General features: G+C 59.5%; 10 protein-coding genes. All 10 read right to left on the minus strand.

The window, feature by feature from the left end; translation table 11 throughout:
* Positions 1 to 12 precede the first annotated feature (12 nt).
* Positions 13 to 1,536 (minus strand): DUF1565 domain-containing protein, encoded by a 1,524-nt coding sequence (locus KF841_05870; GenBank protein ID MBX3394875.1) that lies wholly within the window; start codon positions 1,534 to 1,536, stop codon positions 13 to 15.
* A gap of 673 nt (positions 1,537 to 2,209) precedes the next feature.
* On the minus strand, positions 2,210 to 3,373 hold the full coding sequence (locus KF841_05875; GenBank protein ID MBX3394876.1) for a glycosyltransferase family 4 protein: 1,164 nt from the start codon (positions 3,371 to 3,373) through the stop codon (positions 2,210 to 2,212).
* A 64-nt stretch (positions 3,374 to 3,437) separates the two neighbouring features.
* Complete coding sequence (locus KF841_05880) at positions 3,438 to 5,123, minus strand: polysaccharide biosynthesis protein (GenBank protein MBX3394877.1); 1,686 nt, start codon at positions 5,121 to 5,123, stop codon at positions 3,438 to 3,440.
* Positions 5,124 to 5,168: 45 nt separating this feature from the next.
* A complete protein-coding gene (locus tag KF841_05885; protein MBX3394878.1) occupies positions 5,169 to 6,071 on the minus strand; it encodes a sulfotransferase in 903 nt (300 codons plus the stop codon).
* Between the two features lie 16 nt (positions 6,072 to 6,087).
* Entirely contained in the window at positions 6,088 to 7,491 is a 1,404-nt protein-coding gene (locus tag KF841_05890) for an O-antigen ligase family protein (GenBank protein ID MBX3394879.1), read from the minus strand.
* 6 nt (positions 7,492 to 7,497) lie between these two features.
* Complete coding sequence (locus KF841_05895) at positions 7,498 to 8,370, minus strand: class I SAM-dependent methyltransferase (protein MBX3394880.1); 873 nt, start codon at positions 8,368 to 8,370, stop codon at positions 7,498 to 7,500.
* Positions 8,367 to 9,131: a methyltransferase domain-containing protein gene (locus KF841_05900; GenBank protein ID MBX3394881.1), complete on the minus strand. Its 765-nt coding sequence runs from the start codon at positions 9,129 to 9,131 to the stop codon at positions 8,367 to 8,369. Before KF841_05900 ends, KF841_05895 begins: the two co-directional genes overlap by 4 nt.
* 22 nt (positions 9,132 to 9,153) lie before the next feature.
* The gene (locus KF841_05905) at positions 9,154 to 11,430 is read right to left on the minus strand and encodes a bi-domain-containing oxidoreductase (GenBank protein MBX3394882.1); all 2,277 of its coding nucleotides are present in this window, start codon (positions 11,428 to 11,430) and stop codon (positions 9,154 to 9,156) included.
* A 44-nt stretch (positions 11,431 to 11,474) separates the two neighbouring features.
* A complete protein-coding gene (locus KF841_05910; protein MBX3394883.1) occupies positions 11,475 to 12,929 on the minus strand; it encodes a phenylacetate--CoA ligase family protein in 1,455 nt (484 codons plus the stop codon).
* A 138-nt stretch (positions 12,930 to 13,067) separates the two neighbouring features.
* Positions 13,068 to 15,725, minus strand: coding sequence for a glycosyltransferase (locus tag KF841_05915; GenBank protein MBX3394884.1), 2,658 nt, complete (start codon positions 15,723 to 15,725; stop codon positions 13,068 to 13,070).
* Positions 15,726 to 15,730: the final 5 nt, after the last annotated feature.

The following is a 15,730-nucleotide window of genomic DNA, read 5'->3' on the forward strand; positions in this document are numbered from 1 at the left end:
AGCACCATCCTTTTACTCAATAGCCCCAATGGTCCACGCGCCATTTTTTGGCCGGTCGTTGCCGTCGTAGTCGGTGAGCAATTCGCTCTGGTCCAGTCTAGAGAGATTGTCACCCGCGCCGCGAAGTGGTGAATCAACTCTCGGGGTCAAGTCGATTATCTCGCGGAAATCCGCCGGCCATTCTCTGGCAAGGGGCACCTTGGTCCGGTCCGTCTCCATCCGCGCGAACATCGGATCAGCGAGCAGGCTGTGCGAATCCGCGCCGGTCGCCTTCGGCCCATTGAGTTCGTCGTCGCCGCCGGGCTCGCCGCGCGACCAGTAGTCGCTCCAGTCTTTCACGTTCCGCCATCGGTAATCCTGATATCGAAACAGGGTGGCGCCCGGATCACCGAAAGAGTAGTACAAGTTGTGATCGCCATAGAAGCTTCGATTCTGCAGGTAGGGCTTGCCGTTCTGCTGAAGCATCCACATGACACCCCCGTCGAGGGTGGCAATCACGCAATTTCGAAATTCGGCCGTGCATGCCATGTATGGCGGAATGTGTCGTTCGCCGTTGCCGAAGGGGCCGCCTGACTTTGTTTGCGTCTCATCGCGCATCGCGAGGATGGTGCAGTTCAGCAATCGGATGTTGGCGTTTTCTCGCCAGATCACGACGCCGCTTCCGCCATTCCTCGGACCGATGCCGATGCAGTTGGTCAACAGGTGGCTGTTCATTGCATTGGTCTTTCGGCCGGGAGGGTCATCGAAGACCATGCCGCGAAGGTAGTACTGTGCGGAAGTATTGCCGTATGAGACGCAGCGATCGAGCACGAAATTGCCGGAGCCTTTGAGGGCGAAGCCGTAGTTTGCATTGTTCCAGCATCGTGTGCGGCGAATGGTGACATTGTGCACGCCGCCTTGCGTCACCATGCCGTTGATCTTGTTCTTTGCAGTGTTGTCGTGAAGCAGGCAGTCTTCTATCAGGATATCGTGACTGGCGGACCGTGGCGTCTCCAGATCGTCGACGTTATTAGAGAAGTCCATCGCTCCTTCGGTCCCGTTGCATCCATGGAAATCGCATCGCCGGATCGTGATGTGCGCAACGCCGCCGCGCCGGGCGGCAATGACGGATGCACAATCCCAAGCCTCGACATCTTCAATAGTAATATGGTGAGGCTTCGGCGCACCGGGGTGTCCCGGAAATGCGAACCGCCAGATGTGCGCCGCTCCGTGCGCTTTGAAGTTTCGAAACACATAATGGCCGTGATCCGGCCGAGAGAGCGGCGACTTTGGTGTAAAATCGAAGACCCAGCGCGCTGTCGAGCCGGTGGTGAGAACGACATTGTCGCCCTTGCGACCCTCGATGGTGATCGGGGCTTCGGGCCGGCCGCCGTGGGTAAAACGAATCTCGCTTTCCTTGTAGGTTCCCGCAGTCAGGACGATGGTATCGCCGGGACGGGCGATCTGTGCGGCGCGTGCGATTGTTCGCATCGGCATGGCTTCGGTTCCTGGGTTCATGTCAGAGCCCCTGTCCGGAAGCGGTGAGACGAAGATCATGCCATCGGAGTTGCGACCTCGAACGGTGATGGTCAATGTGCTGGTTGCGGTCGCGCCGACATCATCTGTGACCTGAAGCGTGAAGGAGTGCAGGCCGACCGGCAGTGAGACCTCTCGCGATGGGGATCTACCCAGTTCGCGGCCGTCCATCGTCCAGAGATATTCGACGATTTCACCGTCGCCATCGCTGCTATCGCGCCCGTCCAGGGTAACGACCGCGGTAACCGAGTCGGGATCCAGATCGACAGCGCGGCTTTCACCGGCTCGTGCGACCGGCGCCAGATTGCAGCCATTTGTTTCCCGATCCGGCGACGCCGTGAAGATCAAATCGCTTCGGCCCGGTGAGTCGTCCGTGAACGAGACTGTCCGCGGCTCAAACACCGCACACTTTCGCGAAGGCGTGATTCTTCCGCGCCATGTCACGGGCATGGGAAGTGAGAATCGCCCCAGAGAGTCCGTGACAGCCGTTCGTCCTCCCGGCTCCGCGATCACCACGACACCCGCCATCGGCGTTCCATGATGGTTGAAGATTCGGCCGTCGATTGCCTGAAGCACGGACTGTCGACCGGCCTGCCGCACGTTTCGCCGGGCATTGTTTGCGCAGGCGGAAACCAGCGTCAGGCATGAAAGTAGCGCAATCATGACGCGTGCACGGCGATTCCGTCCGAAGGCGTCAGGCTGGCAGCGCGACAAGCTCGTCCAGCAGGCTTTCATAGGCATCTCCCACGGCGCAGATCGTGTGATGTTGCTCGAAGTGTCGTCGCGCGTTGGACGAACACTGTCTCCAGTACGACTCGTCCGTCAGCAGCCGCTGGATCTCGCGGCTGAGTTGATCGACCCCCGATGCAACCGCGCCCAGCGCCTCCGTCTTGATGACGCCATCGGGATCAAAAGTGCTGACGACCGGCAGGCCACCCGACCATGCCTCGAGGAATGTGTTTGGAAACCCTTCAACTTCGCTTGTGCAAAGGAGGGCGGCTGCTTCATCGAGGAATGTCTGTACCAACTCGCGAGACTGAACACCATTGAATTTCACGTTCGGCGGCATCGGGTATTCAGCAGCGGTGTCCAGACTGCGGCAATAACGCTCGGCGTCCGCCAAATCGCCTCCCAGTACATTGAATTGGACATCCGGACATCGCTGCGCAACTTGAAGCAGCCAATCAAGCCGTTTCGCTCGCGTGAATCGCGCGGCCCAGACTATTCGGCGGCGGCTTAATCGATCTGACAAGTCTGCTGCATCACTAACGCATTGGCGATCGGCGGCGCAGCTACGAATGATGCGTGCATTCACACCGAAGTGCTTCTGCAACGCCTCCACCTGGGCGGCAGTCTGCGCGACAACCACATCCGCCCGGCGAAGGCCATAGCCTTGCAGCCACCGCTCCCGGCGATTGAGACGACATCGAAGCGATTTGAAGCAGTCGCGATCATTGGCCAGCGCCGCGATCATTGGTCTGCCGTGCCATCGGCACCACATCGCGACCTGTCCGGTTTCAACACCGCCGGTTCGCTGATAGTAAACGGCCGCGTTGGCGCGGTTCATCGCGGCGCACAGACTGGTCCATCGCGGCTTGATGAATCGCAGCCCCGGCAATCCTTGCGAACGGGAGCACATGAAAAAGACGTGGATGCCGTCGATCTCTTCGCCATCGCGTTGTCCGTGGTTGTGCGTGATGAACGCAATTCGCCGTCCGCGCCGGGCCAACTCGCGCGCGATGTGCGTCTGCTGCACTTCGGCACCACCGATGTGGCGCGATTCATTTTTCCCGGAGAGCGCCGGGTAAGCGTTGGGTGCGACAAAGCACATGTCGAATTGTGGTGTTCGAAGTCTCATTTCGGTGTTCAGTCGTTTGGCATCGTGACGTACTCCAGCGAGCGCGGCCGATGCGGCGGACGGATTACCTCACACGGTCCGGATGAACGATCCCTTTCGCGGGTCCGGCGATCGGCTGATCTTCTCGCGGCCATCGCTTCCAGCTTCCTGGAAACAGATTGCTCACCTGCTTCACGACTCGCTCGCGAAGACCGGACGGCAGCACCGCGAACCAGTAGACCGGCCCCATGACCAGAACCATCGATCCGAGACCGATGCCGAGCGATATCCAATCAGATCGAGGCGACACGATACGGGCGAGGAGCAACACGGCGAAGCAAGGAATCGAGGCGAGCAGAGGTCCTGGCAGTGATTCCCGAACATATCGGCTGACCTTCAGATTCAAACAGCGGCACGCATGCAGCGGAACCCAAACGCCGTTGCTCAAAGCCAGAGGAATCGATACTGCCAGCGCGCCCCCGATGATTCCCATCCTGAGCGGTCCCATGAGCACGACGCCCAGAAGAATACTGAGTATGAGCCCCGCAATCTCGTAAACCGAGGCCCGGCCGTGTCGATTGATTCCCATCAGGATGGAGTATGCGCTTTGCTGGGGCACAAGCAGCGCGTGACTGATGGTGAAGATCGCGAGGGCCGCGGGTGACACATAATCCGCGCCCATCCAAACGGTCATTAGAGGCGTCCCCATGACAAGCAACAGCGCAATCATCGGCAAGGTCAGGTACAGACCATACTTGGTGGAGAGGATCAGAAGCCGTTGAAGCGCTTCGTCGTTTCTGCTGGCGTCGAGGGAACTGCTCTTGGGGATGAAGACCTGCGCATACTGGTTCATGAACTTCATTGCGTGGCTTACCGGTGATCGCTGGCGCGCGAAGATCGCCAATACGGACGGTCCCAGAAAATAGGTCATCAAAAGGCTGTTGAACTGATAGGTTCCTCCACGGCAGAGATTCCGAACCACGGTCTTACCGCCGAAAGAAAGCATTTCCTTCGTCGAGGCCCATCGGCAGTTTCGAACTGAGATCGACAATGTCGGAATGAGCCGTTTCGCCGCGATGTATTTTGAGAAATCTCCGATCAGTTCGGTCGCAAGGACGGCGGCGGCGAGCCATGCCAGCGACAACTTCGCGTTCAGCAGCGCCACCCCGGCAACGAGCAGGCCGATGTCGCGCGCGCCGCGCGCCAGATTCAGCATATCGAATCGTTCACTGCCGGTAATGACCCCGTTGAAAACGCCGCCAGGCAAGGACAAGGCCGCGCTGGCCGACAGGAGGAAGATGACCCATCGCGCCTCCGACAATACTCCCGGACTTGAGTTTGTAAGAAAGTAGGGCACGCAATAGGCGAAGGCACCGGCCGCGACGAGTCCGATCGCGCCGCCGATCACGAGCAGCAGCAACGACGAATTCACGACCTGATTCAGCGCGTTCCAATCCTGCATTGCGCGAAATCGGGCGACATAGCGTGCGACGGCGCCGCGCGTGCCTAAAGCGAGAAGGCCGGTATAGAAGACGAGGCTCCAGCCGAGATCCCAGACACCAAGTATTTCACGGCCGAGATGATCGCTGATCAGCCGCGGAAGGATGAAGCCCTGCGCGAGTACAATGATGTACCACGTCAGGTTGGTGAGCGTATTGCTGAATAGAGACGGCTTTCGATTCGCGATGGCCTGGACGATTCGCGCGCCGCGACCCGGCCGCGCGGGTTGCGCGGAAATCGTGGTGGGCCCGCCTGGCAGCGGCATAATCATCACAGCATCGGTCCTCCAAAGCGGACGGTCGCCGGTTGTCCTCTGTCATTCATAGCCGTAGGCCCGGTTGAGACCGCCTGCGACATGCTCGAACTCCAGCAGGTCCTCTGTTTCCATTTCGCGCCGCCACCGATCGTCCAGTTGAATGTCGGAGTCGTTTCGCAGCCGCATCGAGTTGCCGAGTATGTGGTGCTCCTGTCGTCGATGGTCCGTGCCGGCTTCGTCGGGATCCAGTCCGGCAAATTCAAACACGCGTCGCATGACACTGAGTGTCCGGGTGCAGAGATCCTCGTAGTGAACGCGGATAAATCGCTCGGGCGGCAATCGCGATGCGACCCGCTCGATCTGTTCGTGTGTCCATTGCCAATCGGTCGCGGCGGTATACGCGTCGGTGTTCTTGTTCTTGATGGTGGATGCAGTCACGCCGCGGCCGTCGCGGACGAGTTGAATGACGCGCGGCGCGTAGTCGCCGGTCGCGATGAGGTGCATCAGGCGGACGGGGTCTTTGGATCCGTCGACAAACATCGATGCATTCTGCAGATCGAGGACCGCTTCGATCGCTTCGCGATTTACGGCCGCAATCGTGGGCCATCGCTCGCGACAAACCGGCGTCACCATGATCGCGGCCGATCGAACGGCTTCAAAGACCGGTCCGCGGTTTCGCGCCCGGACCATGCGGTCGGCGAATGGATGATCCGGGAATCTGAAGTCAGTCGGCGGCAGTCGCAGGTCAAACGGCAGTCCCTTCGATTCGACGCGGCGTTTTACGTCATTCCAGAAGCCGCACTCGCGTAGCAGAGCGCCGCACGAACAGCGGTAGGTTTCGATATCAATGCATCCCCATTTCAGTTCGCCGATTGTGCCGATGCGCGGGTGCGCGTTGAGCAGCATGGTCAGCAGAGTCGAGCCAGAGAAACTGGGTGAGGCGATGTAAATCAGATCGATCATTCGGAGTCCCCCCAAATCAACCATTCGACATTGCTGGCGACGAATGCATTTCCGTTGACGTCGGTATCAGACACGCGCGTCGCCTGCCGGCTGCTTGCGCCGACTTCTCCACCACCGCACGAAGCAGCACTCCCCAGATGCACAGATAGGGAACCGCGCTCTGGCCAGGGTAGAAGCTAGAACCGGCCACGCCGGCCGACAGTTCGGTGACGACACCGATCAGTCCGATCGCGCCGACGGCAGTCATGAGCGGATCGTAACGTTGTCGCATCAGTGCGAGGCCCGACCGCGCAAGGCCGGCCATGCTGATCAGGCAGATTGCCAGGCCGATCACGCCGGCATCGATCAGCATTTCGAGATACGAGTTGTGCGGATGGGTCGGAACGCCGCCGGCGACGTCGTAAATCGCGTCGTACATGCCGGTGCGCAGGATCGTGAATCGGCCCCGTCCGAAGATCGGCGAGTCGACGAATTGATTCAACGCGGCCGGCCAAAGATAGGTGGTTCGGCCGGCGGAAATAGCGTCCCAGTCGCTATCGGCAATGCCGTCTGAGGCGACGCCCGTCATGACGCGATCGACGACATTGGGTGCAAAGACCACGACACTCAGTAGTACGATCGGCAGGGCTAGAAGAATTCGCCGCCACTTCAGCACACCCAAAACGAGTCCAGTGGCGCAGAATGCGAGAAATCCCGCGCGGGATTTGAGCACCGCAAAACAGGGCACTACCGCTGCGTTGGCAAGTAGCCAGCCGAATTTCAGCCAGTGCCTCTGTATGAGCAGTACCGCGATCAGGCCGGCCCAGAGTGTGAAGGCGAGGACTTCCCCCATGTCGTTGGCATAAAGCCCCACGAGCTTGTCGGTCGCTCGCCGGGCCGCCGAATAGTCCATCGTGAACACGCCTGTCTTGAGCGACTTGTACATGAGGGCGGCGTAGGCTGCTCCGCTGCCGACGGCGGTGAAAACGGCCTGCTTTACGCGCAGTCGCGTTGTCGCGCCGTCGTAGAACATGATGCCGACCATGAGGTACTTCATCGGGTTGATGATTGTCTCCACGAATACGTCGCGAGCCGACGCGATCGCCCGACCGTCCGCGTGCATGGAATCGGAATCCATGACGGCCGTCAGGCCCGTCAACGTCAGCACCGAGGCGTAGGAGAGGACGATGAGTGCGACGCGCGGCGGCGTTTGGGCGCGTGGCGGATCATTGTGGCGTGTCAGTATCCACATTGAGAAAATCGCGAGAAAGGAGGCGTTCCACGGATTGAGTCCCTGGATTCCGGCGATTTCGCGGGGCATGTTGGGGTGCTGAGTGAGTACCGTGAGGAACACGAGGCCACAAAGCGCAAGGAACCATCTGCGAACCGCGACCACGGCCAACCCGCACACAAACAGGTAGAGTAGAGTCAGCCGCAGCATGACGAATCAACGCCTCCCCAATTGCCGACCGCAAGTTTTTTTTGCGCGCACGACGATCGTTCCAGCCAACCAGGGTGACAAGGTTCGATTGTTTCTGAGGACGTGCGATGCAAATCTTGACGCGCGAAGCATCGGTCGAAAGCGCCCGAGCCGACCCCACGGACCGACTGTATGGAGCAGCATGGCGTCGATCTCGAATCCGTTGGAAGTCATTAACTGCCTTACCTCCGTTTTCGAGAACCGGCGGTGCGGATATCGCGACGATCGTAACGCGTTGACCGCGGGATTGTTCGAAGATGCCCGCAAGCGATGGACCCAGGTATCCAGCATGCGCTCCAGTGACAGCAGCTTTCGAAAGATGCTTCCGCGATTCGGAAATGAGACAATGAACGCGCCGCCCGGCCGCAGCACCCGGAAGACGGCAGCCAGTGCGGCCGTGGGATCGGGCAGATACTCAAGCATGCCGAGTGATGTCACAACGTCGGCACATTCGTCTGTGAACGGCAACGCTGCGGCATCGGCCGCCAGGAACCGGTCTGATGGATGCGTACGTCGGGCGACGGCGACCATTTCCGGGACAAAATCGACACCGGTCACACGCATCAAGTCACGCGGCAGGCCATCGAGCACGTCGCCTGTGCCGCAGCCGACGTCGAGAACTCGGAGTGATTGTTCGGCTGCGTTCAAGAGCGGCCAGAGCAGCCGATGAACGCATTCTCGCCGCATTGCCAAGTCGAGATCAGCCATGCTCCTGGGTGTTCCGCTGTAGCGCGTGCTCCATTGTGCGCTTTGAATCGAGAAATGACGGCGCACGGCACACGTGTCATCTGTGCCGCGCGGAGTTGCCTGATCGCCGGTGCGCATGTCCTGCTTGTTCATCGCGCGTACTCCGGTCGAGACGGTCCAACAGGAGCGGCGAGCCGCGGTCTGGTGAATACTGCAAGGATCAGGTGCCGAAGACCTTCAATCGGCCGAATGGTGCGCTCAAGCAGAACGCCAAGTCGATAGGCGACAGTGGAAAACATGAGATAGTGGGGGTGGTGGGTAATGTACTTGATCTCATCAACCTCCAATCCTGCATCGAGCGCGAGTTCCGCCAGCACGCCTGCGGAATTCGCCCTGTAGTACGCCGGAAACGTGTCATGTTCGACTGTCCCGGACGCGAAACGGTTCAGCGTTTGCCGAAGGACATGTGGCAGCGCCCGCGCGATTGCGATCGGAGGAAATAGCCGATTGACGGTCATGATGATCAAGCGACCTGATGGCTTGAGGATTCGCGAGCACTCGCGAAACACCTCCGCGGGATCGGCGAGATGTTCCGCGACATTGGCCATGGCGATGACATCGACTGAGGCATCGCGTAGCGCGATGCGATGGGCATCACCTTTGATCAGACGCGATCGGCCAAGCTCGTCGAGCTGCCCGGCGATTTCCATATCAATCCCGATTCCCAGACCAAATCCCAGCGCCATGCGCGCCAGCCGCCGGCCCTCGCGTCCGCAGCCGATTTCGAGCAGCACCGCACCATCGTCCGCGCTGGCTGCGACCGCGGCTTCATATCGCAGACCCGGCCATTCCTCACGGGGATAGTAGCGATCGCGAAGCGCGTTGCATTTCCTGATGGAGTCGTTCGGTTTCATTTAACCTCCGCGGGGCCGCAGTTCACGGCCTTCCTAGCGATCGATCCTCCGGCTGCCCGGTTTGGCTGATCTCGCAAATCGGGTCGATGCTGTTCGCGAGCAGTGTGGCCTCATTTCTCGGCCCGCAAGCGATCTGTTCGCGGCGACGGCATGTCACCGGCTGTTGCGTCACCATTGATTCCGAAATGGCGAAGGTCGCCACCGTCGCTGACACGGCGTCCTCAAACGGCAGTGCGACTTCGCTGGCCGAGCGAATCGCATGGAAGAATGCAGCCATTTCTTCGACGTGGCCCTTGCCGCGGCCTCGAATTCTTCGCGTCTTGCCGCCCGCTACAAGGTACGCGGTCTTCCAGTTATCGATCACGGCTGACTTGTTCTGCCCGAAGACTTCGATGCGTTCCTTGCCGATGGACGGATCGCCGTTCGCGACATAAACGAGCGACGCGGTTGAGCCGTCCATCATGCGCATCACGGTGGAACAGTTCGCGTTCTGTGCGCCCGGCGTTCTGCCACCGATCATTTCAGTAAAGACGCGAACCGGCTGACATCCGCAGATGTATTGAATAAGGTCAACGAAATGGCAACCTTCGCTGATGATCCGCCAGCCGCCTTGTTCGGGGTCCTCGTACCATGATTCTCCGCCGACCTTTCCCGCGTTCACGCGACAGACGATTTCCAGCGGCGTGTTTCGGCCCGCGAAGTGGTTCTTCACGGCGGCCGACAGCGGACTGAATCGGCGATTGAATCCAGGCATGACCAGCTTGGCGCATCCGGCACGAGCGGCGATCACCGCTTCAAGCTGGTCATGGCACAGGGCGAGCGGTTTTTCGACGAATACATGTTTGCCGGCTTCGAGGGCTTCACAGACGAATCGCGCGTGGGTGTCGTGACGCGTGGCGATGACGACTGCATCGATTTGAGGATCGGTGAGCAGAGCGCGGTAATCCGTGGAAGAGTTCTCGAATGCGTGTCGCCTGGCTACACTGGCTGCGGACAGTCCGCCTGCTGAACAGACGGAAATCAGGCGCGCGTTCGGAGCCTTCTTCAATGCCGGGATCAGCGTCGCGGTTGCGAAATGTCCTGCGCCGATGAGACCAATGCCGACCGGCCCGGCGGAGAGCTGGCCGTTGAGATAGGTTCTCGGGAGCGTGATTTTCCGCTGGATCGGCGCGCTGGAGGAGTATTCAAAAAGCATGCCCACGGCGTGTCGGCCGGGCGATTCATGCAGTTCGCGATAAGCGATGGGAGCATCGGCAAACTTGAATACGCTCGGGCCGAGTCTGGAAGGACTGACCGCGCCGGATTCGACGAGGCGTAGAAACTCCTCCATGTTGCGACCTTCGGTCCAGCGAACGTAGCCGATCGGGTAATCGACGCCTTTCTGTTCGTAAGCGGGATCGTGGCGTCCCGGTCCGTACGACCGTGACATGACAACGGAAAGCTCTTTGCTGTAGTAGGTCTGCCAATCGGCATGAACCGGCACCATTCCGACGATGATGACGCGCCCGCGATCGCGCAAGATCTTTCCAGCTAGATCCAGCGGATCGGCGCTGCGGGTGCTGGCCGCGATGTAGGCGGCGTCCGCACCGACACCGTTGGTGACTTCGAGTACAACCGCCTCCACGCCAGCATCCTGACGTGCCACTGCGATGTCAGCGCCACATTGCCGCGCAAGTTCGAGCTTCTGTGCATCGACATCGATGCCGATTACTTTGCAACCCGCCGCCTTGAGCACCTGTACCGCCAGCAGTCCGACGAGGCCCAGTCCGATGACGACAACGCAATCTCCGAGGCCGACGCCCCCTTGGCGCACTCCGTTCAGCGCAATTGCGCCAACGGTGGAGAACGCGGCATCCTGCATCGAAATCGTGTCAGCAATGCGAACGCAGAGATTCCGGGGGACCGAAACGAATTCCGCGTGCATCGCGACGCCTTCGCCCGCGCAGGCTACGCGATCGCCGATGCGCAGGTTATCCACACCCGCTCCGACCTCTTCAACCACACCGGCAAGACTGTATCCGAGCGGCGTCAGCGCACCTAGTCGTTCCCGCACCTTCTGAATGGTTTCCCTCAGTCCGGTTGAGCGGATACTCTCCACGACCTGTCTGACTTTGTCCGGGCGCGAACAGGCCTTGGCGATCAGATTCATACGAGCCTGGTCCACCTTCATGCGTTCGGTTCCGCTTGACACCAGGGAAAATGCAGTGCGGACGAGGACGCTTCCGGGCCGGCAAAGCGGCGTCGGCACATGCTCGAGGTAGAGCGCGCCGGAGCGATAGTTTTGAACGATCTGCCTCATGCCTGTCCGCTCCCGTACCGTGCCAAAGCGCTAACGCACGTTGCCTACCTGACTTCGCAAGCCGTGTGAGTTTCGGTTTTTCCGCTGAGATACGTCTCCAGGTCGATCCGCTGATCGACGTATGTGCTTTTGCCGCGCTGAGTGAGTTCGATCGTTTCGCAGGGCTCGATATCAAAGTGAATTCGTCCCGCGAGCTTTCGCTCCAGATTGCGTCGCATTCGATGCAGTTGCACGTCCGTAAGTTTGGTCCACGGCACGACCCGGAGCGTCGCGCAGCCCGGCGTATGCTGTCGAAACTGAAACTGCCTTACTGCATTAAAGGTTTCGTCGTGCATGTTGATCGCCGTCCACGCGATCAATGAGCCGTCGATCGCGACGAGCAACTCCTGTGTGCGATGACCTTGTATGTCTCGGATGATCGGCATATGACGGCCGCAGTGACTGCACGTGTTTCCGACATAGGTTGCATAGTCGCCGGTGCGATAGCGAATAAAGGGCGTGACCGTGTTGATGAATCCGGTTCCAACGATTTCGCCTACCTGTCCCTGCGTTGTCACCGGTCGGCCGTGTTCGTCAAGCAGTTCAAAGTGACCGTACGTCGGCCAAACGTGGTAGTCGTTTGAGTGTTCGCACTCCGCGGCGAGAACAAGTTTTTCACTGTGGCCATACCAGGAGAAATAGCGCACGCCCCAGAGGCGTTCGGTGGCGTCGCGATCGGCGGCGTGAACCATTTCGGAACCGGCGAGGATGCCGCGCACGTTGCGCGGAGCCTCCTGTCCGGATTGCACGAGGAAACGCGTGATCGCTGCAATGGACGAAGGGTACACATGCAGAAAGCACGGCCCGATTGTCGAGATGTGCGTGAGATATCGCCAGATCTCGGCGTCGCTCATGTGAAAGTTACTGTACGCGTGACGGCGAAGAATGGGGTCATATTCATGTCGAAGCCCCGTTGCGTCCGGGCTTACGACCTGTCCGCGAAAGACCGCCTGCACGCTCTCGGGTGTGTATCCGACACGCTGCCAGCCGGCGACAAGATAGGCGTACTCAACCGCGGATCGATCGGCACCGATGTGGAATCCCAGCGGCTGGCCACTTGATCCGCCAGTCGAGACAAAATCCACGCCGGCTGATCCAGGCAATGTGGTCATCATTTCGCGGCCGTGTGCACGAATGGTCGATTTGTCGATGAGCGGCAGGTCCGCGATGTCCTCAGGAGACTTCAGTTCGCGAATGTCGAATCCGATCGCTTTGAAAACGCGCCTGTAATATGGTGATTTCTGCGATGCCAGCGTCAGGATCCGGCGTAGACGATACAACTGCTCGGCGCGCGTTTCATCCGCGCTCCAATGGTCCACGGCCTGCGCGAAGGCGAGGTGTGAACGAAACCGCCTGCCGAGAAGCCATTGCGGCGGGATATGGCTAATCACCCATCCGATGCCGCGCTTCACGGACAGCGGCGTGCGCTCCCACAGGTTTTTTCGGGATATCGCTCTCATGCCCCCAACCAAAGTTATGCCGCCGGGCTGCCTGCAATCAACAACTCGTCGGCGACAGGCAGATCTTTGAAAACGATCTCAACGCATCCGCATTGAGCCGCTAACCGGTGCGAGCGGGTCGATGAGACCGCCGGGTAATTATCCAAACGCAGCAGCCGCGCCGATGCGCGAGGCCGGTCGAAGCCACGTCGTCAGACGAGCCGCACCAATCGAAGCCGCAGGCGCAATCAACATCACCATCGGCAAACAGAACCGTGAGGAATGGACAATAATCATCGAATAGAGGACCACGAAGGCGAAGACAAATAGTCCGAATATTTCCGTCTCCAACCCTCGATTTCGATGTAGGCCGGGTAGCGCAATAATTCCAAACAGCAACAGGACGCCATTGACGACGCCGTTCGCGACCGATTTGAGTGCACCTGACGAGAAGTACCAAAAACGTACGGAATTGACTGCCAGTTTTCGAAACATGAGGAACGGTGAATCAAACATCATGTCAAGCGCTGCGCGTCCGTAGAGATGATCGATATCGGCTGGCACGTCCAGATAATTCGTGGGGCGAAGTTGGTGATTGTAAATCGCGGCTCCGTGTGTTTTGCGGACGTATTCGATGGCGCGAGCGCGTCCGTAGGCAAGACTCGTGTCACAATCGCTCCACTCCTCGATCATGAAGTTTCCGATCAGCGCGTTGTAGCCAGTGCCGCCCGTGATCAGGATCAACTGATTCGCGACGACAAGGTTGCGCGCGGTCCAGATCGAGATGAATGCCGTCGCAACGCAAATCGCCGTGACGAGGTGCTTGATGAGTCCGGCACGCAATGATTGACGCATTTCCGACGCGCCTCTCAATTTCGTCCGCACGATCAGGTATGCGCCGATGATAAACGGTATCGGAAGGATAACGGCCTTTGTCAATGCTGCGAACGCGAAAGCAAGACCGTGCAGGAAACCGTTTGCGGCGGTCGGTCTCTGAACAAGTCGCAACAATGTGAGCGCGTACAGGCTGACTGCAAACGCAAAAAACGTATCAGAGAAGCCGCTCGTGCAGTAGTAAATTGACAATGGGAAGAAGATCGCCGGCACGGTCAGCATGAAGCCGGCGCGCTCACCGACGAAACGCTTCGCAATCAGGAACACAAACGCGCAAGTTAGTGCTGACACCAGACAATTTACCAACAGAACTGCCGTGCCGATGTCACCCAGAAGTGCGTAAACCGCGGCCAGCGCGAAAGGGAACATCGGCGCGCGGTAGGTTGTCGGCGGGGCGTCGGCGCTGAATGCATATTTCCCGTGCTCGATTAACGTCCTGGCGATCTGGACGTAGCCGTCGGTTGAGGAGTAGAAATCCGGCTGAGAAGGACCGGTACGGAGATTCAGCGAGGGGACCGCCACAAAGCAGAAGAGCAAACGCACCGCCAGCGCGACGGTGGTGATCAGCGTAAGGCGCCGCAGGGTCGATTCGGGCGCAACCACGGGTACATCCGCCGGCGCACTGCGTCGAGGTTGCGATGGATTCGCACAGACACTGCGATCATATCCGTCTAACGAATCAAAGGAGTCGCACCATCTCCGTGCCACGGCCGGGACGCTTGCATGGGCTAGGGCCGTCTGTGGAGCCCGGCGAGAGAGCTTCTTAAGGAGATCGGCATTATTCAGGAGCGACGCGATTTTCTCTGCGGTAGCATCAGTTTCTTCCGGATTGATAATGATGCCGGTCTCGCCATCCCGGACGAGATCGCCAAGTTCTCCGACGGCGGGAACGATCGCCGGCAGGCCGGCTGCCATGGCTTCCATCATGGCGATGGAGAGTCCCTCGTTTTCGGATGTCATGATAAAGGCACGAGCGCTAGGCAAGAGTCGATCGACATCGTCTCGCTTCCCCATGAAGACGATGTGTTGCGAAATACCGAGCCGCGACGCATGATCTCGAAGCTTCGACTCTTCGGGTCCGTCCCCGACAATCGCCACGCGAACGCCCGGAATGATATGCCGCAGCCTTGCGACGATGTTCAACAGGCGGTCATATCGCTTCACATCGACGAGCCGTCCGACGGCGATCAGATCAATCGCGTCATCGACAGGCCGAGGAGAGTTGTGCGGCTCGGCGAATCTGTCGGCAATGCTTCCGGGAATGATTCGGCAACGATCACCCGCGCCGATCGAGTTAATGTACTCCGCGGCCGATTGCCCGCGAACAATGACGAGATCGAACGCCCGTACAAGTCGAATCATCAGACGCTCACGGAACGCAGAGAATCGTCGCTGCCGCCGCAGGAGCGTGTTCTCGCTGCCAATTCCGCCGCCGATCACCTGCACAGGTCCACCGGTCATCTGATACGCCGCCAGAACGCCGAACCATCGCGCCGCCACAAGGCACATGAGGGCGTTTGGCATAATGTGGTAGCCCATGAGAAGTTGCGGCCGCGCGGTCCGCGCAACGCGCATCAGCATCAAGAATCGAGCGAGCGTCCGGCCGAGCACACGCATCAGAAACGGGGATGGGGTTCGATAGACGACCTTGTCAATCGCATCGAGCGGTTGGTCACAAACGACCAAGATCCGCCTGACGCGATTGCAGTGAACAAGGGGCATGACATGGGATCGAAACCATCCGCCGTTGTAGAATGTACCTGCCATGACGACATCAATGCCGTCGCGGTCCGCGACCGTTCGCGCCCCGGCCTTGCAGAACCACGCGCGCACCCGGCTTCCGAGCGCGGTCGCCGCCATCGTCACCGTCAGGATGATCGTGACGAGCGCTTGTGCCAGGATGGATTCGAGCCACGTCTTCATGCTAG

It is taken from the genome of Phycisphaerae bacterium (assembly GCA_019636475.1).
Lineage (GTDB): Bacteria > Planctomycetota > Phycisphaerae > UBA1845 > UTPLA1 > JADJRI01.

Excerpts from the sequence above, each read along its gene's own strand:
- KF841_05870 (MBX3394875.1), bottom strand. The coding sequence starts at position 1,536 with ATGATCTTCGTCTCACCGCTTCCGGACAGGGGCTCTGACATGAACCCA.
- KF841_05875 (MBX3394876.1), bottom strand. The coding sequence starts at position 3,373 with ATGAGACTTCGAACACCACAATTCGACATGTGCTTTGTCGCACCCAAC.
- KF841_05880 (MBX3394877.1), bottom strand. The coding sequence starts at position 5,123 with ATGATTATGCCGCTGCCAGGCGGGCCCACCACGATTTCCGCGCAACCC.
- KF841_05885 (MBX3394878.1), bottom strand. The coding sequence starts at position 6,071 with ATGATCGATCTGATTTACATCGCCTCACCCAGTTTCTCTGGCTCGACT.
- KF841_05890 (MBX3394879.1), bottom strand. The coding sequence starts at position 7,491 with ATGCTGCGGCTGACTCTACTCTACCTGTTTGTGTGCGGGTTGGCCGTG.
- KF841_05895 (MBX3394880.1), bottom strand. The coding sequence starts at position 8,370 with ATGAACAAGCAGGACATGCGCACCGGCGATCAGGCAACTCCGCGCGGC.
- KF841_05900 (MBX3394881.1), bottom strand. The coding sequence starts at position 9,131 with ATGAAACCGAACGACTCCATCAGGAAATGCAACGCGCTTCGCGATCGC.
- KF841_05905 (MBX3394882.1), bottom strand. The coding sequence starts at position 11,430 with ATGAGGCAGATCGTTCAAAACTATCGCTCCGGCGCGCTCTACCTCGAG.
- KF841_05910 (MBX3394883.1), bottom strand. The coding sequence starts at position 12,929 with ATGAGAGCGATATCCCGAAAAAACCTGTGGGAGCGCACGCCGCTGTCC.
- KF841_05915 (MBX3394884.1), bottom strand. The coding sequence starts at position 15,725 with ATGAAGACGTGGCTCGAATCCATCCTGGCACAAGCGCTCGTCACGATC.